Genomic DNA, 20,040 nt, shown 5'->3' on the forward strand with positions numbered 1-20,040 from the left:
TGCAGAAAGGCCGTCTGAAACTGAGCAATCAGGTTTCAGACGGCCTTTTAACTATTTAAATCCGATAGGATTGATTAGGCTTTGTTTTTCAGACGGCCATGCAATTCCTGTACGCTGTACACGCCCAAGTGTTCGCGGCTTTTTGCGCCTTCGCTCATGGCTTCTCCGCCAGCGATGGTGGTGTATTGCGGTACGCGTTGGGTGAGGGAAGTGCGGCGGATGCTATGGCTGTCGGTAACGGATTGTACTGTGCTGCCGACGGTGTTGACCACCAGTGCGATTTCGCCGTTTTTAATTGCGTCCACGATGTGTGGGCGGCCTTCCTGCACTTTGTTGACCGCTTGCACGATGATGCCGTGTTCTTTCAAGTATTCGGCGGTACCGCGTGTGGCGCAGACACCGTAGCCGAGTGCTTGGAAGTTTTGTGCGGTTTTGACAATGAGCGGTTTGTCTTCGTCGCGTACGGCGAGGAACACTTTGCCTGTTGTGCTCAAGCGTTCGCCTGCGCCGAGTTGGGCTTTGAAGTAGGCTTCGCCGAAGCTTGCGCCTACGCCCATGACTTCGCCGGTAGAGCGCATTTCAGGGCCGAGAATGGTGTCCACACCCGGGAATTTGATGAATGGGAACACGGCTTCTTTAACGGCGTAGAAGTCCGGGATAACTTCTTTTTCCACGCCTTGCTCTTTCAGCGAAATGCCTGCCATCACGCGCGCGCCGACTTTGGCGAGCGGTACGCCGGTGGCTTTGGATACGAACGGTACGGTACGGCTGGCGCGTGGGTTCACTTCCAGTACGAAGACCACGCCGTCTTGTACGGCAAACTGTACGTTCATCAAGCCGACCACGCCCAGTGCGTATGCCATGGCTTTGGTTTGACGGCGGATTTCGTCTTGAATTTCTTCGTCCAATGAGTATGGAGGCAATGAGCAGCCGGAGTCGCCAGAGTGGATACCTGCTTGTTCGACGTGTTGCATGATGCCGCCGATCACGACGTCTTGGCCGTCTGAAACGCAGTCTACGTCCACTTCGATGGCATTGTTCAAGAAGAAGTCGAGCAATACTGGGCTATCTTCGGAAACTTGTACGGCTTCGCGCATGTATTTTTGCAACTCTTCGGCAGAGTGAACAATCTGCATGGCGCGGCCGCCGAGTACGTAAGAAGGACGGACAACCAACGGATAACCGATTTCTTCGGCTTTAACGAGGGCTTCTTCTTCGTTGTGGGCGATGCGGTTAGGCGGTTGACGCAGACCTAAGTCGTTCAATACTTTTTGGAAGCGTTCGCGGTCTTCGGCGGCGTCGATGCTGTCGGCAGATGTGCCGATGATGTTCACGCCGTTTGCCACCAAGGCATTGGCCAGTTTGAGCGGGGTTTGGCCGCCGTAATGAACAATCACGCCCCATGGGTTTTCGGTGCGGACGATTTCTAATACGTCTTCCAAGGTCAGTGGCTCGAAGTACAGGCGGTCGCTGGTGTCGAAGTCGGTGGATACGGTTTCAGGGTTGCAGTTGACCATGATGGTTTCAAAACCGGATTCGCGCAGGGCGAGTGCGGCATGAACGCAGCAGTAGTCGAATTCAATACCTTGGCCGATACGGTTTGGACCGCCGCCGAGAATCATCACTTTTTTACGGTCGGAAGGACGGGATTCGCATTCTTCTTCGTAAGTAGAGTAGAGGTAGGCAGTTTCCGTGGCAAACTCGGCGGCACAGGTGTCGACGCGTTTGTAAACCGGATGCAGGTTCAGCGCGTAGCGGTGTTCGCGGACTTCTTTTTCGCTTACGTTCAACAATTGTGCTAAACGTTTGTCGGAGAAGCCTTTGCGTTTCAGACGGCGCAAAGCGGCATAATCCAAGTCTTGCAACTGGCCGTCTGAAACCGATTTTTCTTCTTTTACCAAGTCTTCGATTTGCGCCAAGAACCAAGGATCGATGGCGCAGATCTCGTGGATTTCTTCCAGTGTGAAGCCTGCGCGGAACGCATCGGCTACAAACAGCATACGCTCAGGGCCAGGGTTGGCCAGTTCGCGGCGGATTTCCGCTTTGTCTTCGCTGCGAGGGTTGAAGCCGCACAAGCCTGTTTCCAAACCGCGCAAGGCTTTTTGGAAGCTTTCTTGAATGGTACGGCCCATCGCCATTACTTCGCCCACCGATTTCATCTGCGTGGTCAGACGGTCGTCTGCGGCAGGGAATTTTTCAAACGCAAAACGTGGGATTTTGGTCACGACATAGTCGATAGAAGGCTCGAACGAAGCTGGGGTGCGGCCGCCGGTAATGTCGTTGCGCAACTCGTCCAGCGTAAAGCCGACAGCCAGTTTGGCGGCTACTTTGGCAATTGGGAAGCCCGTTGCTTTAGATGCCAACGCGGATGAACGGCTTACGCGCGGATTCATCTCAATCACAATCATTTCGCCGTTTTCAGGGTTCACCGCAAACTGAACGTTTGAGCCGCCGGTATCCACGCCGATTTCGCGCAACACTGCCAACGAAGCATTACGCATGATTTGGTATTCTTTGTCGGTCAATGTTTGTGCAGGCGCAACAGTGATGGAGTCGCCGGTATGCACGCCCATCGGGTCGAAGTTTTCAATCGAGCAGATGATGATGCAGTTGTCGTTTTTATCGCGCACCACTTCCATCTCGTACTCTTTCCAACCGAGCACGGACTGCTCAATCAGCAGCTCATGCGTAGGCGATGCATCGAAACCGCGTTCGCAAATTGCTAAGAACTCGTCTTTGTTGTAGGCAATGCCGCCGCCTGAACCACCCATCGTGAAAGACGGACGAATCAGGGTAGGGAAGCCGACCTGTTCTTGCGCTGCCAAAGCTTCGTTCATTGTGTGGCAGACAAAAGATTTCGGGCAAGACAAACCGATTTTTTCCATCGCTTCTTTAAAGCGGCCGCGGTCTTCCGCCTTGTCGATGGCATCTTCCGTCGCGCCGATCAGCTCAACATTGTATTTCGCCAGCACGCCGTTGCGCGCCAAATCCAGCGCACAGTTCAGCGCAGTCTGACCGCCCATGGTAGGCAGAATCGCATCAGGTCGCTCCTTGGCGATAATTTTTTCCACCGTCTGCCACATAATCGGCTCGATGTAGGTAACATCCGCCATTTCAGGGTCGGTCATGATCGTGGCGGGGTTGGAGTTTACCAAAATGACTTTATAGCCTTCTTCACGCAAGGCTTTGCAGGCCTGTGCGCCCGAATAGTCAAATTCGCAGGCCTGACCGATAACGATAGGGCCGGCGCCGATGATAAGGATGGATTTTAGGTCGGTACGTTTGGGCATGTTATGACTCTCTATGATTTCAGTTAATTTTCTCTATACTTAGATAATATTCTAGTAATATCGGGTTTTAATTTTTGTCGCTGCCATACAGTTGGATGTTTAGGTGTTCCATTTTGATTTCTTGGCAACTCAATCTCTTTATCTTTTTTTAGCATGTTTTGTATTAAATTGATACGCTCCAAAATATCCTTCTCATATAATAGATCTGACTGATAGCTTCCATATGCCATAATATAATTATCGTATTTAAATTCAGAAAGATGTTCAAATATCAGGTTGCTATTTAAATCACGTTTCTCCCAATTTGAGAACAAAGGTGCGGTTTGGGGATTTGCGTAATCAAAAAGATTTAGAATTACCTGATTAAATCCTGCATTGCCACATACTTCACGAAGTATACGAAGAGTTGTATCTCCAGATAAATTTCTCCCATCGCCACTCAAGCTCCCTGGGTTGAACATAATGACTAACAATGTTCTGTTATTATTTGATTTTTTCTGAATACACCAGTGTCGATATTCTTTTTGGCTTTCCCAAGAAATTTCCCAGCCATCCAGTGTCGCAGAATAGATGTTACCGCCCATTATCGGATTCATTATTTGCTCCTGTTTAATGTATAGTAAGCCATAGCCCGCATGTAGGGTGCGTGCGGTACGCACGCGTTCTTCATTTCCCTGCAATCCCAACCCACCGCGTGCGTGCCTGGCGGTACACACCCTACCGATGGATTCAAAGGCCGTCTGAAAAAACGCTCGCGGCGTTTGTTCCATCTGCCTTTCGATAAAAAGCTACCTGAAAAATTCCTACCGTTGATATTTTGGTGACTCTTTTTCAGACGACCTTTTGCGTTTTTATGTTGCACAGGCCGTCTGAAAATTTCCTTAAAAACTAGTGATAAATGTAATCAAGCCCAAAATGATACCGGGTGCGTTTGCCAGCATGACGGGGTAGTCGCGTTTTTCTTTCAAAAAGCCGTAGGCAACCCATAATGTGCAGTTGATGGCGGCGACGAGGGGTTGCAGCGGCGAGCCGGGGTTGCCGGCAAGGTTGTTTTGGATTTGTGGGATATAGGAAACGTACATACCGACGGCGGTCAGGGTGGCGACGACGGATAGAATGCGCATTTGCTTTTCTGTCATGGTTTTTCCTTTCTGATTAGAGGGTTGGGTTTCAGACTGTGTAGATGTTGAGAGAGTGTGTACCTGAATTTATATTTTTTGAGGTTTGGTTTTCAGACGGCCTGTTGTTGAGTTGAGTGTGGCCGTCTGAAAAAATCAGCTTTATTGTTTTGCTGCTTTGATATTGTCAATGAATTTGTCGAACAGATAACCGACGTCTTGCGGACCCGGGCTGGCTTCGGGGTGGCCTTGGAAGCAGAACACGGGTTTGTCTGTCAGTTCGATGCCTTGCAAAGTGTTGTCGAACAAGGATTTGTGGGTAATGCGTGCGTTGGCAGGCAGGGTGTCGGCATCGACGGCGAAACCGTGGTTTTGGCTGGTGATGACGACTTTGCCGCTGTCCAAATCTTGTACGGGGTGGTTGGCACCGTGATGGCTGAAGCGCATTTTCAGGGTTTTCGCACCGATGGCGAGACTGATCAGCTGGTGTCCCAAACAAATGCCGAAAATCGGTTTGCCGCTTTCCATCAGTTTTTGTACAGCTTTGATGGCGTAGTCGCAAGGCTCGGGGTCGCCGGGGCCGTTGGACAGGAATACGCCGTCAGGATTGAGTGCCAATACTTCTTCCGCGCTAGTTTGAGCCGGAACGACGGTCAGGCGGCAGCCGCGTGAGGCGAGCATGCGCAGGATGTTGGTTTTGACGCCGAAATCGTAGGCGACGACGTGGTAAGGCTGTTCGGTAGGTGTAACGAAACCTTTGCCTAATTCCCATTCGCCTTCGGTCCATTCGTAAGTTTCTGTGCAGGAAACTTCTTTTGCCAAGTCTTTGCCGACCATGCTGCCGAATGCGGCAATCAGTTCTTGCGCTTTTTCAACGGTGGCATCTGCACCGGTCAAGATTGCACCGCCTTGTGAACCTTTTTCACGCAACAGGGTGGTCAGGCGGCGGGTATCGATGTCGGCGATGGCGACGGTTTTGTTGCGTACCAAATAGTCGTGCAGGCTTTCGGATGCGCGGAAGTTGCTGTGCAAGAGCGGCAGGTCGCGGATAATCAAACCGGAGGCGTAAACGCTGCGGCTTTCTTCGTCTTCGGTGTTGGTGCCGGTGTTGCCGATGTGTGGGTAGGTGAGGGTAACGATTTGTTTGCAGTAGGAAGGGTCGGTCAGGATTTCCTGATAGCCGGTCATGGAAGTGTTGAACACGACTTCGCCGGAAGTCGAACCTTCGTAACCGATTGATGTGCCGTGGAATACGCTGCCGTCAGCGAGAACGAGAAGAGCCGGAGTGGTCATGATGGAATCCTGTTTGCCTGATGATGGTCGGTTCGAAAAAAATGGGTCAGGCCGTCTGAAAAATAAAAATTGTTTACAAAAAAGACAGCCTTCGGAAATCTCGGCTAAAAAAAAACACGCTCCGCAGCTTTGATTTTGCTGTGTAACGTGCTTTTTCAGACATAGCGGTCTATGCCGTAGAAGCAATGTATTTTAAGTCAAAGTAATAGGAATTTCAAGCGTAGAGCAAATAATCGATAATTTAAAAACGTTTTATCTTTACGGTACAGTCCCTTGCTTTTGGAATGCTTGATGAGTAAGGATTGAACTAAATATCCAGTCAGGCCGTCTGAAAACTGAGCAGGCAGATTGTTTCATTTTTGTTGTGTTTGAAATGCAGGTGTAGGGAAATTCAGCCGAATCAAACATGAAACAGGCTGTTTATGCTAGAATCGTAACCTCATAAAAAATAAAAACAACGTCATTTTTAGCTGAGATTATCCGATGAAAAAAGAACACATTATACAAAACGCTCCATCAGGCCGCCATCGCCTCATTCATGCAAGCGTAGCTTCCGCTTTAGCACTCATCAGTATTTCCGTTCAGGCAAATACGCAGCAATTTGCCCAAACTCCTTTTTACCTGCAAAACAAAACCGACGTCAGCGGTCAACCCAAAGTCAAACACAATATTATGTTTTTGATTGATGACTCAGGCAGTATGTTGGCTGATGCAAAGGGTGATTATCATGTCCGTGATGAGCAAAAAAAAATCAACATTGCAAAATCGGCATTAAAGCAGGTTTTGGCGCAATATAAAGATCAGTTTAACTGGGGCTTGCAGACTTTACACAATAATCCTCGGTATTGGAAATGGGATGAGAAAAAAAGGCAAGAGAATAATGCTATTTACGCATATACAGAACTGCCTAGACCCGATGATACCAAAGGTGATATGAAGGATTCTGAAGGCTTTACGGATGGTTCTGCCGGTCGAAACTGGGAATATGTCAGTAAAAAAGTAGATGAAATGCTGGCTTATCAAGGTACGCCGACAACGCGCCGTTATTATGAAGTTGTCAAAAATTTCGTTATCCCAAATATTAAATACCGTTGTCAAAAATCTTATGTTGTTGTGGTATCTGATGGTGATGCCAATATGAGTTGTAGCAATCAGGGTGCCGGTGAGGATCCTCGCTTATCGCGCAATACCAGCTTCAACTACGATCGAGATTATTACTATTCAAACTACTACCGAGCCATCGAACATAGCGCGGATACGCCTGCATACCAATATTTCGAGCCGTCTGCAGCGAAGGCTTATGACGATAAATATGGAAAAGGTGAATTTTTCAACGATGGCCATGGCTTTAGTGGATACTTTGACCTGCCACTTTATCAATATGATGCCCATATCCCGGAGCATGAAAAAAAAGTGATGTGCCAATATACCGATTATAAATTCGGGTATAGCGATTATTATCGTAGGCGAATGTGGATAGGTAGCGGCGAAATCATTGTTCCTATTTGGGATAGAAACTATGGTAATGAGAAACGCGGTATGCGTTTCTTCAGTCAGACTTTGGCAGAAAAAGACATCAAAACAGAAAAAGATGGCAAAGATGCTGCAGGCAAGAGCTGGGATGGTGATCCAAGCGATCCTAAAGGCGTAGATTATAGCAAGCAATTGGTTCAGACTTTTACCGTGGGCTTTGGTGAGGGAGTTTCTAAAGTCGGGAGAGAATATCTGGAAAAGGGCGCCAGTCGCCCAGAATGGTATTTTAATGCCTCAAAACCTGAAAAGTTGCTCGATGCTTTCAAGACCATTGTCGACAATATTGAAAATGACAGCAAGAATACGAAATTTGAAGGAGTATCTTCAACTGCACCGGCAACGACCAGTACAGGTATTCCCAATATGGCGGCAACGGTTCATTTGAATACCGGCTCTTGGAGCAGTCAGTTGCGGTTTTATAAATTAAACCGCGATGGTACGCCTATCAATACGACCGAGTTTGTTCAGCCATCATTTAATAATCGCCTCACTTTGGTTAAGGACGGCAGTAAAACCTATTTCATCGATAGAGTTGATAATGAGGCTTCAAATGCCGATTTTGGCATTTCAGACGGCAGTGCGAAAGATAAGTTGGAATGGAAAAATGCATTGCTGAAATGGACTGGCCGAGCAGGTAGTAATGAAGCCATTAAAGCGGATGCAGCCATTAAAGCGGATGCAGAGACAAAAGGTTATAGTCAGTCTTATCGAATTCGTCCCACTGATCCAGCTGACGCAAGTAAAGATGAGCGCAATTTGGGCGATATTTTAGACGGTTCGGTTGCAGCTATTGGCGATAAGCGCGACAACCGTCAAGAGTTTTTGGTCGCTGCTGCCAATGACGGCATGGTACATATTTTCCGTAATGGTACGCCTAGCAATCCTTATGACTTGAAACTCAGCTATATTCCGGCAGGTATGGAGCGCGAGGACGAGAACGGTCAAGCAACAACTTTGGGCAAGGTTCTGAAAGATATTGCACGCGATGGTTACGGCTCCAGCACGCCGCACCGCTATATGGTCAATGGTGGCTTTGTTCTCCGCCAAACACCTGATAAGCAAACCTTTATGTTTGGTGCGATGGGCCAAGGTGGACGCGGTGCGTATGCGTTGAATATCGGTGCAGTAGCGAACAGTGATCGTAGTGGTTGGAATACGACTGTACCTTTGTTTGAAACAGAAAAAGGCTCTGGCAATAAGCTGGGTTACACCATTGGTTCGACACAAATCGGCCGTGTTTCCATTAAACGCAATGCTACTCCGGTTAATCTGGAATCTGATGTACGTTATGCAGGCTTCTTGGCCAGCGGCTACCGTACTGAAGATGTGAACAGTGCCGATAATGAAACGGCCTTGTATGTCTATGATATGACGGGTAAAGAAGCTGGTACGCAAGATACCGGTAAAAATGTTTCTAGTGCCGGTAAGCTCTTGGCTAAAATTCTTGCGCCGAATGGTAAAGGTGGCCTCTCTACCCCCACTTTGGTGGATACCGATTTTGACGGCATTGTCGATATTGCCTATGCAGGCGACCGTTACGGCAATATGTTCCGCTTCGACTTGAGAGGTAAAACCGAGTCTGAATGGTCGGTGCAAATGATTTTCCAAGGCTCGGGTAATCAACCGATTACGTCTGCGCCTGCGGTATCACGTCGCGGTAAAGACAAGTATGTCGTCATTTTTGGTACGGGTAGCGAGATTTATCAGAATGAATTGACCAATACCAACGGTCAAATCAATGCCGTTTACGGTATTTACGATGATGTGTCTACTGATGCGGTTTTGGCGAAAAGTAGTGAGTTGGAACAGCAAACCAGAGAAAGTGAAGGCGAACACATTTATGTCAGCGACAATAAGGTTGGTGAAGGCAAAAAAGGCTGGAGTCTGACTTTAGATCCGAATGAACGTGTGACTGTCAAGCCGACGATGATTTTGCGTACAGCCGTTGTGACCATCCGTAAGTATGAAAGCAAAATAGTTAGCACTAATTCTTCCAGTACAGATGTTTGCTTGCCGGACAGTACGTCCACACAAACGACAGCGAAAACGATTATTCTGGGTGTAAATGCCGAAAATGGTGGCCGTTTGGGCTTGCGTGATGCGCGTATCTCCAGCAAAGATCGCACATTTATTATCAAACGTGAAAATAATGGTCAGATTTATTACGCCAACGGTATGACTTTTGATGGCGTTATCAACTTTACTTATATGAATTCCAGCAAAGCTGACGATTCTCCGGTAACTGCCGATGGCGATAGCGGCGGCACGGGTACGGATAAGGAGTTGAATGCTACGCCGAGCGTGCCAAACAATAAATGTTTTGCAACCAAAGGCGATCGCAGTCTCTTGTCTAACCAATTGGTCAGCCTGGAAGTACAAGGCCGTACATGCGGACTCAAACGCATCAGCTGGCGTGAATTGTTCTTTTAATCGGTAAGGCTTGGATATCGAGGCCGTCTGAATGTTTCAGACGGCCTTTTCTGTTGAGTGGTAGTAATTGAGAGATACTGGATTAAAAAATGGAAAACCTTGTTTATGGATGTAACAAGGTTTGATCAAATTGAGAGTTTGGATAAAGCTAAACGACAAGCTCTGGTCCGTTTCTTTTTCTACCTTCTGTTATTGGACTGAGAAGTTAAAAGGCCGTCTGAAAATATCTTTTCAGACGGCCTTTGATTTAAAAAGAGCTAATCAAGGAGTGCATTTAGATGCTGTTTTTAATGATTTTCCGCAGGGTGGACAGTTGTCGGCGGCTGACTGGTAGCGGGGTTGGAATATCGAGAATTTTTGCGCCCCATGTGGATGCGGATTCGTCGTTTTCGTCATCGTCCAGTCGAATCAGGCTGTCGAGGGTGTGGCGGAAGACGAGGGCATTGCGGTGGATGCGGATGACTTTGTCGCCCAGCAATTCTTCCCAGTAAACCAAGGTCTTCGGTAATTCGTAGCTGTGGCCGTCGCCGGTAAACAGATAGACGGTTTTGTGTTCCGCCATCAGGTAACGCGCCTGTTGCCATGGGATTTCGACCATGCGTTCGCGGTTGTACACTTTGAAATGGGTGAAACTGTCTGCTTTTTCGCGGTTTTTCTCGATGATGCGGTCAAGCGCGGTTTGCAGGCGGGTCATTTTGATTGGTTTGAGCAGATAGTCTGCGGCAGCCAGCTCAAAGGCGCGCAGGGCGTGTTCTTCATAGGCTGTGGTGAATACAATTTCCGGCTGGCGTTTGGCGGTACGCTTAATGCGTTCGACAAATTCGAGACCGTCGATTTCCGGCATGCCGATGTCGGCAAAGACGATGTCGACTTCGTGGACGCTTAGCCACTCCAATGCTGGCATGGCATGGTGAAAGACGTTGAGCAGTACGACATTGCACTCTTCCAATAATACACGTAAGCGTTCTGCTGCTAATACTTCGTCTTCTACAATAATGGCACTTGGCATAGCGGTATTCTTTTTGTCGTATCGTGGGAGATCTGCCGCGCTTTGTCATCCTCAATAACGCGTCAGCCGTATGTTGTTACAACCTTGAAATTATCAGTTTGTGACAATTTTAGGAAATTTTTGAAATATACATGATTTTTCGCTTCTTGGGCATAGTTTGGGATGAATCGGAAGATTACTTACATAATTTTATGAAATATTGTAATACCTAGAGTAATTTTGTTGTAATCGTGCTAATTCAGTCCGTGATAATGGACGATTTTGGGATTTTGCCCATTTGCCAGTGCGCTACCGCCCAATCGAGCAATTCTTGCGGACTGTTCACAGCAGGTGCATCGGGTAGGTTGAGATAGGTTAGGACTTGGCGTAGAAGTTGTTCTTTTTGATTCAAATCCAAAGCCGGGGCAAGGGTTTGTTTCGACCATTTTTGCCCTTGGTTGTTGGTCAATAGGGGAAGGTGGGCGTAGGCCGGTGTGGGCACGCCGAGGTATTGTTGCAGATAGATTTGGCGCGGCGTGGAAACGAGCAAGTCCTGACCGCGGACAATATGCGTTATTCCTTGATCGGCATCGTCGGCAACCACGGCAAGCTGATATGCCCAATAGCCGTCGGCACGAAGCAGGACGAAATCGCCGATGTCGTGCGCCAGATTTTGTGCGTAATGTCCGACAATGCCGTCTGAAAAACCGATCACGCGATCGGGAACTTGAATGCGCCATGCCGGAGTTTTGTTTTGCGTGTCGGGTCTTTGCTGAGGATTGCGGCAACGGCCGTTATACACAAATCCGTCTGCGCCATGTGTTGCCGCCGCCTGCCAGTCTTTGCGGCTGCAATAGCAGGGATACACCAGCCCGTCCGCTTTGAGGCGGTCGAGGGTGTCTTGATATAGGTCGTAACGGCGGCTTTGATAGGCGACTTCGCCGTCCCACTCAAAGCCGAAAGCCTCAAGCGTGCGCAAAATGTCGGCGGTAGCGCCGGGCATTTCGCGTGGAGGATCAAGGTCTTCAATGCGGACCAGCCATTTGCCCTGATGAGCGCGTGCGTCGGCATAGGAGGCGACGGCGGTCAGTAGGGAGCCGATATGAAGCAGGCCGGTAGGGCTGGGGGCGAAACGTCCTATATACATGGCAGGGTGGTTTTGTAGGGCAGGGACAGTATGCCTGCACGGTGTTCAAATCGTGATAGAAAAGGGCGTGCCGTACACGCCCGAATTTGGGTTTCAGACGGCCTGAGACTTTTCAAAATGATTTAAGTTTCAATCGGTCGTCCGTTCAATCCGCTTAAGCCAATGGAGCAAGCAGTTTGGCGAAAGCGTCTTCAAATTGTTTCAAACCGTCTTCCTGCAAACGCGTTGCCAAAGTTTCGACATCAATGCCGAGTTTCGCGGTTTCGGCAAGCTGCGCTTGGGCTTCGTCCACACCTTCGGTCAAAGTGGCTTTGGCGGTGCCGTGGTCGATAAAGGCTTTGAGTGTCGCATCGGGAACGGTGTTGACGGTATGGGCGCCAATCAGGCTGTCAACGTACAAAGTGTCAGGATAGGCAGGGTTTTTCACGCCGGTAGATGCCCACAGAAGTTGTACGCGGTTGGCACCTTTTTCGGCAAGTACGGCAAATTCGCTGCTACCGAAGTATTGCGCCCAATCTTGATAGGCGGCTTTGGCCAGCGCAATGGCGATTTTGCCTTTGAGGTGGTCAGGCAGGGTGGCGTCCAATGCGGCATCGACACGGGAAATAAAGAAGCTGGCGACAACTTGGATACGGGAAACGTCGTGTCCTGCCTCCAAACGTTTGGCAATGCCGCGCGTGTAGGCTGCATAGGCTTTGAGGGTTTGGGCTCGGGAGAAAAGCAGGGTCAGGTTGACGCTGATGCCGTCTGAAACGAGGGTTTCGAGTGCTTCGATGCCTTCGTCGGTTGCCGGTACTTTAATCATGGCATTTTTGCGGCCGATGGCGGCGTGCAGGCGGCGCGCTTCTTCAACCGTGCCTTGTGCGTCTTTGGATAATTCAGGCGAAACTTCGAGGCTGACGAAGCCGGTTTTGCCGCCGGTGGATTCATGTTCGGCAAGGCACACGTCGCAGGCGGCTTGTACGTCGGCAACCGCCATGGTTTCGTAGCGTTGTTTCGGGGTCAGGTCCTGCTGTTTAAGCGCGGCTACTTCATCGGCGTACAGAGCGTCTCCGGCAAAGGCTTTTTGAAAAATGGCAGGATTGGAAGTTACGCCACACACACCTTGCTTCAGCATTTCTGCCAATTCGCCGCTTTGTACCAGCGAACGGGAGAGATTGTCCAACCAGATTTGTTGTCCTAATGCTTTAACGTCCGATAAAATAGTCATCTCTGATTCCTTTTACATAATAGGTTTGTTTGTGAAGTGGCGGTAATGCTACGCCGATTCGATGAATTTGAACAGTTTACAGCCGATTAATTTGGGCAAAACAAACCTAAATTCAAGCACGAAAGGTAGCTTTGATGGCGGAAAACACACTTTATCTCGACTGGGCGCGCGATGTATTGGATACGGAAGCCGAAGGTTTGCGTGAAATTGCGGCGGCTTTGGATCATGATTTTGTCCGTGCGGCGGAAGCGTTGTTGCACTGCAAGGGCAGGGTCGTCATTACCGGCATGGGCAAGTCCGGACACATCGGCCGCAAAATGGCGGCAACCATGGCTTCCACCGGCACGCCTGCGTTTTTCGTCCATCCGGCCGAAGCGGCGCACGGCGATTTGGGCATGATTGTGGACCACGATGTCGTGGTTGCCATTTCCAATTCCGGCGAAAGTGATGAAATTGCGGCGATTATTCCGGCGTTGAAACGTAAAAACATCACGCTTATTTGTATCACTGCCCATCCGACTTCGACCATGGCGCGTCATGCCGATATCCATATTACCGCGGCGGTTTCCAAAGAAGCCTGCCCGCTCGGCCTTGCGCCGACTTCCAGTACGACCGCCGTGATGGCGTTGGGTGATGCGCTGGCGGTGGTATTGCTGCAGGCGCGTGCGTTTACGCCGGATGATTTTGCTTTAAGCCATCCGGCCGGCAGCTTGGGCAAACGCCTGTTGCTGCGCGTGGCGGATATCATGCACAAAGAAGAAGCCCTGCCTGCCGTTTTGTTGGGCACGCCGTTGAAAGAGGCCATTGTCCGCATGAGTGAAAAAGGTTTGGGCATGTTGGCGGTAACCGATGCCGAAGGCCGTCTGAAAGGCGTATTTACCGATGGCGACTTGCGCCGTCTGTTTCAAGAACGCGACAGCTTTGCCGGTTTGAAAGTGGACGATATTATGCACGTTTCGCCGAAAACCATCTCTGCCGACCGCCTTGCCACTGAAGCTTTGAAAGCTATGCAAAGCGGCCATGTGAATGGTTTGCTGGTGGTCGAAGAAAACGGCGTACTGATTGGCGCTTTGAACATGCACGATTTATTGATGGCACGAATTGTCTGAATCGACGGCAAAAACGTTTTCAGACGGCCTTATGCTAGAATAGGCCGTCTGAAATAAGGAAACCTTATGCAAAACCTCTCTTCCGACCTGCAACAACGCGCTTTAGGTATCAAACTGCTGATACTGGATGTGGATGGCGTTTTGACTGACGGCCGTATTTTTATCCGCGACAACGGCGAAGAAATCAAATCGTTCCACACTTTGGACGGACATGGTTTGAAAATGCTTCAGGCCGGCGGCGTGCAAACGGCGATTATTACCGGCCGCGATGCGCCTTCCGTCGGTATCCGCGTGAAGCAGCTCGGTATCAACTATTACTTCAAAGGCATTCACGACAAACGTGCCGCCTACGCCCAATTACGCGAACAGGCCGGTGTGGAGGAGCATGAGTGCGCCTTTGTCGGCGACGATGTTGTCGATTTGCCCGTGATGGTGCGTTGCGGATTGGCGGTCGCCGTTCCTGAGGCGCATTGGTTTACTTTGCAATACGCCCATTATGTAACCCGACGATCCGGCGGCGCAGGTGCGGTGCGTGAAGTGTGCGATTTGATTATGCAGGCGCAAGGTACGCTTGAACCTGCTTTGAAAGAGTATGTACGATGAAAATCAGATGGCGTTACGGAATCGCCTTTCCGCTGGTGTTGGCCGTTTCACTCGGCGCACTGGCGGCGTGGCTCGGCCGCATCAGCGAAGTGCAGGTCGAAGAAGTCGTCCTCAATCCGAATGAGCCGCAATATTCGATGAAAGGCATCAACGGCAAACGTTTTGACCAAGAAGGCCGTCTGAAAGAAAACCTGAGCGCGGTCGATGCCGTCCAATATCCGAATAGCGCAGACGTGCATTTGGACAAACCACATCTTTCGTTTTACCGCGACGGCAGCCTGCTGTATGAAGTCGGCAGCGATAAGGCAGCGTACAATATTCAAAACAAAAAAGTCGTTTTTGAACAGAATGTTGTCTTAAATAAAGCGGCAGATGCCAAGCGTTTGGCCGGCATCGTCAAAACCGAACGTTTGAATGTTGATACCGAAGCGCAATACGCCCATACCGACAGCCCCGTTACTTTCCAATACGGACAGTCCGGCGGTCAGGCAAACGGCATGACTTATGACCACAAAACCGGTTTGCTGAATTTCCCTTCCAAAGTGAAAGCCACAATTTATGATACAAAAAATTTGTAAAACCTTAGCCCTTGTTGCCGTTTTTGCCGCCAGCCCGGCCTTTGCCCTGCAAAGCGACAGCAAGCAGCCGATTCAAATCGAAGCTGACCAAGGCTCGCTTGACCAAAACAACCAAAGCACTACCTTCTTCGGCAACGTCATCATCAAACAAGGCACGCTCAATATCCGTGCCGGCAGCGTGACCGTTTCGCGCAACGACAAAAGCGAGCAGTTGATGAAAGCCACCGGCTCGCCCGTCAAATTCAGCCAAGAGTTGGACGGCGGCAAAGGCGTGGTCAACGGCCAAGCCAATACTGTAACGTATTCTTCCGCAGCCAGTCTGGTTACCCTGACCGGCAATGCCAAAGTACAGCGCGGCGGCGATGTGGCCGAAGGTGCGGTCATTACCTACAACACCAAAACCGAGGTTTACACCATCAACGGCAGCGCCAAATCCGGTGTGAAATCCGCCGCGAAATCCGGCCGCGTCAGCGTGGTCATCCAGCCGTCCAGCACGCAGAAAAACAAATAAGAAAACACACAAAAAGGCCGTCTGAAAAAGGTTCAGACGGCCTGAGGTCAATATCGAAAGTCAACAGAATATGAGCGCAAACAACAGCCGTCTTGTGGTTCAAAACCTGCAAAAAAGTTTCAAAAAACGCCAAGTCGTCAAAAGCTTCTCCCTTGAAATCGAAAGCGGCGAAGTCATCGGCCTGCTCGGCCCCAACGGCGCGGGTAAGACCACCAGCTTTTACATGATAGTCGGCCTGATTGCCGCCGATGCAGGCAGTGTGATGCTGGACGGCCAAGAGTTGCGCCACCTGCCTATTCACGAACGCGCCCGCCTCGGCGTCGGCTACCTGCCGCAGGAGGCCTCGATTTTCCGCAAAATGACCGTGGAACAAAATATCCGCGCCATTTTGGAAATCAGCATGAAGGACAAAAGCCGCATCGATGCTGAACTTGAAAAACTGTTGGCAGATTTGAATATCGAGCGCCTGCGCAACAACCCTGCGCCGTCCTTGTCTGGTGGCGAACGCCGCCGTGTCGAAATCGCGCGCGTGTTGGCCATGCAGCCGCGTTTCATTTTGTTGGACGAACCTTTTGCCGGCGTTGACCCGATTGCCGTCATCGATATTCAGAAAATCATCGAGTTCCTCAAATCACGCGGTATCGGCGTATTGATTACCGACCACAACGTGCGCGAAACCCTCAGCATCTGCGACCGTGCCTACATCATCAGCGACGGTACGGTATTGGCTTCAGGCAAGCCGGATGATTTGGTCAACAATGAACAAGTCCGTTCGGTTTACTTGGGTGAAAATTTCAAATATTGAATGCATATTTGACGGCAATCGTAAAACCGGTTTCACACGAGGCTCTCATTTCAATTGAGGGTATCTGTAAATATTGAAATAATTACTAAGAATACAAATATAATACCGATAACCTAGTTTTTCAGACGGCCCTCCGTGCAAAGGCCGTCTAAAAAACTATCCATACACTTCGAAAAAACACTATGTCTTCACTCGTCCTTAAACTCAAACAGACCCAGCAGCTCAACCAGCGGCTGCAGCAGTCTCTGCGCATCTTGCAGATGTCGGGTCTTGAGCTTGAGCGCGAAGTGGAAGACTGGTTGTTAGACAATCCTCTGCTTGAGCGTCCGGAAACCGATGAGTTTGCCGATAGCGGACTCAACCGTGCCGTCACCATGCCGCGCGCAGGTCAGCAGTTGAGTGGCGACGATGCCGAAGATATTTGGAGCAACATCGCCGAAGAAGAGGACTTCAAACACTATCTGCATGCCCAAGTGTGCGAGCATCCGCTTTCGCAAGTGGAAGCGGCCTATGTCCACGTCTTGATTGATTTTTTGGACGAACAAGGCTACCTCACCGACAGCCTCGAAGAAATCATCGACCACACGCCGTTAGAATGGATGCTGGACGAAGAAGCCCTGCAAAATGCGCTGGATATATTGCAAACCTTTGATCCGCCCGGCGTGGCGGCGGCGGATTTGACCGAGTCGCTCATGCTGCAGCTGATGCGTTTGCCGGCTTCTCCTGCCCGACAAATGGCCGCGCATTTGGTACAAAGTTCGCTTCAAGACTTAGGCAAAAACCGCAAACAAAACGTTCTGCGTTTCCGCAAACTCTATCCAGATACCGATAGCGAAACCATAGAAGCCGCGCTCGATATGATTGCCGAGCTCAATCCCTATCCGGCCTACGGTTTCGCCTCTGCCACGCCTACGCCTTATATTCAGCCTGACGTTTGGGTCAAAGAGGGCAAGGATGGCTGGGAAGTCATCAGCAACGAGGAGGCTTGGCCGAAGCTGCAGCTCAATCAGGAGTATTGCGACCTGATGAAATCAGCGGAGGAGGGCGCACCGGAGTGGAAGGAAAAAATCAGCGAAGCCAAGCAGCGCATTGATTCTTTGGAGCTGCGTAAAAGCACGGTCCTCCGCCTTGCCGAGTATATCGTCAAAAATCAGGAAGATTTTTTCATTTTCGGAGAAATCGGCCTGTCGCCCATGCTGATGAAAGATGCCGCCGCCGAATTGGGTTTGGCGGAAAGCACCATTTCGCGCGCCGCCAACCAGAAATATTTGTCTTGCCCGCGCGGCCTGTTTGCGTTACGCTATTTCTTCACACAGGCAGTCAATGCCGACGATGATGGCGAAGGGTTCAGCCAAGGCGCAATCAAAGCCGTATTAAGCCAGCTGATTGAAAGTGAAGACAGCAGCAAACCCTATTCGGACGAGGCTCTCGTCAAATTATTAAAACAACGCGGCATTGAAATCGCTAGACGTACAGTTGCTAAATATAGAGAATCATTAGACATACCACCGGCACACAAACGAAAATTTACCGAGTAGATATATTCCGATCCGTTTTGACGGACTAATCAACCGAAGGAGCTGTATCATGAATCTGAAAATCACCGGTCTGAATTTTGATGTTACCGAAGCCATCAAAAACTATGTTTCCGACAAGTTGGCACGAATCAGTCGCCACGCCGACAACATCATTTCCGTGACCATCACGCTCTCGGTGGAAAAAGTCAGCCAGAAAGCCGAAGCCGATGTGCATTTGGCAGGCAAAGATTTGCACGTTGAAGCGATCGAACAGGATATGTATGCCGCGATTGATGTTTTGATGGACAAACTCGACCGCGCTGTTTTGAAACATAAAGAAAAAAGCGGCGATGTCCGCAGTACTGTCAAACCTGCTGCCGAATAAAGCTTTTGTGTGATAAAGGCCGTCTGAACATTCAGACGGCCTTTTGTTTTGCTAGAAGCTTTAGACTAGGCAATCTAGTTACTCACTTTTTGACCATTCCATGGTGCCACTTTAAACAGCAGCAACATGCCGGGTATGCCCAAAGCAAAACACAGCCAGTAGAAATTGAAGTAACCCATCGCTTCAATCAGATAGCCTGCCGAAGCATTGATAAATGTACGGGGAACAGCTGACAGGCTGGTAAAGAGGGCCAATTGTGTGGCCGTGAAAGCAGGATTGGTTTCACGGGCCATATAGGCGACAAATGCCGCCGTACCCAAGCCTACGCCTGCTGCTTCCGCACCAATCACGGCGGCAAGCATCATTTGTTCCGTCAGGGTAATGGTTTCAAATTTACCGAAACCCGCCAGCCAGGCAAAGCCTAGAATCGTTACCCATTGGGCTACGCCGAAAACCCACAAAGCCCTGTTGATACCGAGCTTTATCATCCAAATACCGCCTACAATACCGGCAATGACAGCAGGCCACAGGCCGGCATTTTTGGCAATCAGGCCGATGTCGGTTTTGCTGAAGCCCATGTCCAGATAAAACGGCGTTGCCAGGGAAGTCGCCATGCTGTCGCCCAGTTTGTAGAGAAAGATAAACAGCAATACCAATATGGCCTGTTTGATTCCTTTGCGGGAGAAGAACTCACTAAAAGGGTCGGAAACCGTTTGGGCAAATGTACGCGACACAGATGGTGGAATGTCAGGCTCTTTGGCTAAAAACAGGGTCATCAGCAGACCGGGCAGCATAAATAGTGCAGTAATGATGAATACGTTGTGCCAAGGCATCAAGTCGGCCAAGATCAAGCTGAGCGAGCCGGGTACCAAAGCGGCGATACGGTAGGCATTGACGTGGATAGAGTTGCCTAAGCCTAATTCTTCATCTGACAAAATTTCGCGGCGAAATGCATCCAATACAATATCTTGGCTGGCAGAGAAAAAGGCGACCACCAACGATAAGCCCATAATTACATATAAATGCTGAGCAGGATTTAGGAAGGCATAAATGAGCAAGGTCAGCAGCAAACCAATTTGCGTAACCAGCATCCAACCGCGTCGCCGTCCTAAAAAAGGTAATCTGACCAAATCAATGACGGGAGACCAGATAAATTTCCAAGTGAAAGGCAGCCCGATAAGTGCCATCAGGCCGATGGTTTTCAAATCAACATGTTCGCTGCGCAACCATGCAGGAATCAGGTTGATCAGAAAATAAAGCGGCAACCCCGAAGTGAAGCCTGTGAAAATGCAGATCAGCATTTTGCGCGAGAAAATTCGCTGCATAGTGCTGGTTTGGGGCGCGTTGGTCATAGTGGAATCAATAAAAAAGAAAAGGGATATTGTAGCAAAGATGGGGGATATGGCGAATGAACTTCTGCTATCTTTATTGAATAATAAAAGGCCGTCTGAAACTTTGACAAATTAAGTTTCAGACGGCCTTTTGTTGGAACAAGCCGATTAGGTTTTGAAATGTCCGTAAGA

General features: G+C 49.6%; 16 protein-coding genes. 8 read left to right on the plus strand and 8 right to left on the minus strand.

The window, feature by feature from the left end; all coding sequences use genetic code 11:
* Positions 1–74: 74 nt before the first annotated feature.
* The 4 genes from carB to carA form a co-directional block, all read right to left on the minus strand.
* Positions 75–3,290, minus strand: a complete 3,216-nt coding sequence (gene carB / locus DBY97_RS06920; protein WP_070824178.1) for a carbamoyl-phosphate synthase large subunit — start codon at positions 3,288–3,290, stop codon at positions 75–77.
* A gap of 23 nt (positions 3,291–3,313) precedes the next feature.
* A complete protein-coding gene (locus tag DBY97_RS06925) occupies positions 3,314–4,060 on the minus strand; it encodes a DUF1643 domain-containing protein (protein WP_159069480.1) in 747 nt (248 codons plus the stop codon).
* 111 nt (positions 4,061–4,171) lie between these two features.
* A complete protein-coding gene (locus DBY97_RS06930) occupies positions 4,172–4,429 on the minus strand; it encodes a SemiSWEET family transporter (protein WP_016687622.1) in 258 nt (85 codons plus the stop codon).
* A 141-nt stretch (positions 4,430–4,570) separates the two neighbouring features.
* Positions 4,571–5,701 carry a glutamine-hydrolyzing carbamoyl-phosphate synthase small subunit gene (gene carA / locus DBY97_RS06935; protein ID WP_107857911.1) on the minus strand — a complete coding sequence of 377 codons (1,131 nt, stop codon included), beginning with the start codon at positions 5,699–5,701 and terminating at the stop codon, positions 4,571–4,573.
* Positions 5,702–6,184: 483 nt separating this feature from the next.
* On the opposite strand from carA, the gene pilC reads away from it, so the two are divergent.
* Positions 6,185–9,664: a PilC family type IV pilus tip adhesin gene (gene pilC, locus DBY97_RS06940; RefSeq protein ID WP_107857912.1), complete on the plus strand. Its 3,480-nt coding sequence runs from the start codon at positions 6,185–6,187 to the stop codon at positions 9,662–9,664.
* Positions 9,665–9,938: 274 nt separating this feature from the next.
* On the opposite strand, the gene DBY97_RS06945 is transcribed toward pilC, so the two are convergent.
* The 3 genes from DBY97_RS06945 to tal all read right to left on the minus strand — a co-directional run bounded on the left by DBY97_RS06945 (position 9,939) and on the right by tal (position 13,009).
* The gene (locus DBY97_RS06945; protein WP_036493381.1) at positions 9,939–10,673 is read right to left on the minus strand and encodes a LytR/AlgR family response regulator transcription factor; all 735 of its coding nucleotides are present in this window, start codon (positions 10,671–10,673) and stop codon (positions 9,939–9,941) included.
* Positions 10,674–10,911: 238 nt separating this feature from the next.
* Entirely contained in the window at positions 10,912–11,799 is an 888-nt protein-coding gene (gene gluQRS / locus DBY97_RS06950; protein WP_107857913.1) for a tRNA glutamyl-Q(34) synthetase GluQRS, read from the minus strand.
* 154 nt (positions 11,800–11,953) lie between these two features.
* Positions 11,954–13,009 (minus strand): transaldolase, encoded by a 1,056-nt coding sequence (gene tal / locus DBY97_RS06955; protein ID WP_107857914.1) that lies wholly within the window; start codon positions 13,007–13,009, stop codon positions 11,954–11,956.
* Between the two features lie 134 nt (positions 13,010–13,143).
* On the opposite strand from tal, the gene DBY97_RS06960 reads away from it, so the two are divergent.
* From DBY97_RS06960 to hpf, 7 genes are all read left to right on the plus strand, one after another.
* The gene (locus DBY97_RS06960) at positions 13,144–14,118 is read left to right on the plus strand and encodes a KpsF/GutQ family sugar-phosphate isomerase (RefSeq protein ID WP_107857915.1); all 975 of its coding nucleotides are present in this window, start codon (positions 13,144–13,146) and stop codon (positions 14,116–14,118) included.
* Positions 14,119–14,184: 66 nt separating this feature from the next.
* Positions 14,185–14,721 (plus strand): KdsC family phosphatase, encoded by a 537-nt coding sequence (locus tag DBY97_RS06965; RefSeq protein WP_063069321.1) that lies wholly within the window; start codon positions 14,185–14,187, stop codon positions 14,719–14,721.
* On the plus strand, positions 14,718–15,299 hold the full coding sequence (lptC, locus tag DBY97_RS06970; RefSeq protein ID WP_003686789.1) for an LPS export ABC transporter periplasmic protein LptC: 582 nt from the start codon (positions 14,718–14,720) through the stop codon (positions 15,297–15,299). Before DBY97_RS06965 ends, lptC begins: the two co-directional genes overlap by 4 nt.
* Entirely contained in the window at positions 15,280–15,810 is a 531-nt protein-coding gene (gene lptA, locus DBY97_RS06975) for a lipopolysaccharide transport periplasmic protein LptA (RefSeq protein WP_107723724.1), read from the plus strand. Before lptC ends, lptA begins: the two co-directional genes overlap by 20 nt.
* A gap of 70 nt (positions 15,811–15,880) precedes the next feature.
* Positions 15,881–16,615, plus strand: a complete 735-nt coding sequence (gene lptB / locus DBY97_RS06980; RefSeq protein WP_003679854.1) for an LPS export ABC transporter ATP-binding protein — start codon at positions 15,881–15,883, stop codon at positions 16,613–16,615.
* A 182-nt stretch (positions 16,616–16,797) separates the two neighbouring features.
* Positions 16,798–18,153: an RNA polymerase factor sigma-54 gene (gene rpoN, locus DBY97_RS06985; RefSeq protein WP_107857916.1), complete on the plus strand. Its 1,356-nt coding sequence runs from the start codon at positions 16,798–16,800 to the stop codon at positions 18,151–18,153.
* 49 nt (positions 18,154–18,202) lie between these two features.
* Positions 18,203–18,517 carry a ribosome hibernation-promoting factor, HPF/YfiA family gene (gene hpf / locus DBY97_RS06990; RefSeq protein WP_004518850.1) on the plus strand — a complete coding sequence of 105 codons (315 nt, stop codon included), beginning with the start codon at positions 18,203–18,205 and terminating at the stop codon, positions 18,515–18,517.
* Positions 18,518–18,591: 74 nt separating this feature from the next.
* On the opposite strand, the gene DBY97_RS06995 is transcribed toward hpf, so the two are convergent.
* On the minus strand, positions 18,592–19,842 hold the full coding sequence (locus tag DBY97_RS06995; RefSeq protein WP_199900746.1) for an AmpG family muropeptide MFS transporter: 1,251 nt from the start codon (positions 19,840–19,842) through the stop codon (positions 18,592–18,594).
* Between the last annotated feature and the right edge of the window lie 198 nt (positions 19,843–20,040).

It is taken from the genome of Neisseria subflava, from assembly GCF_003044645.1.
Taxonomy (GTDB): domain Bacteria; phylum Pseudomonadota; class Gammaproteobacteria; order Burkholderiales; family Neisseriaceae; genus Neisseria; species Neisseria subflava_B.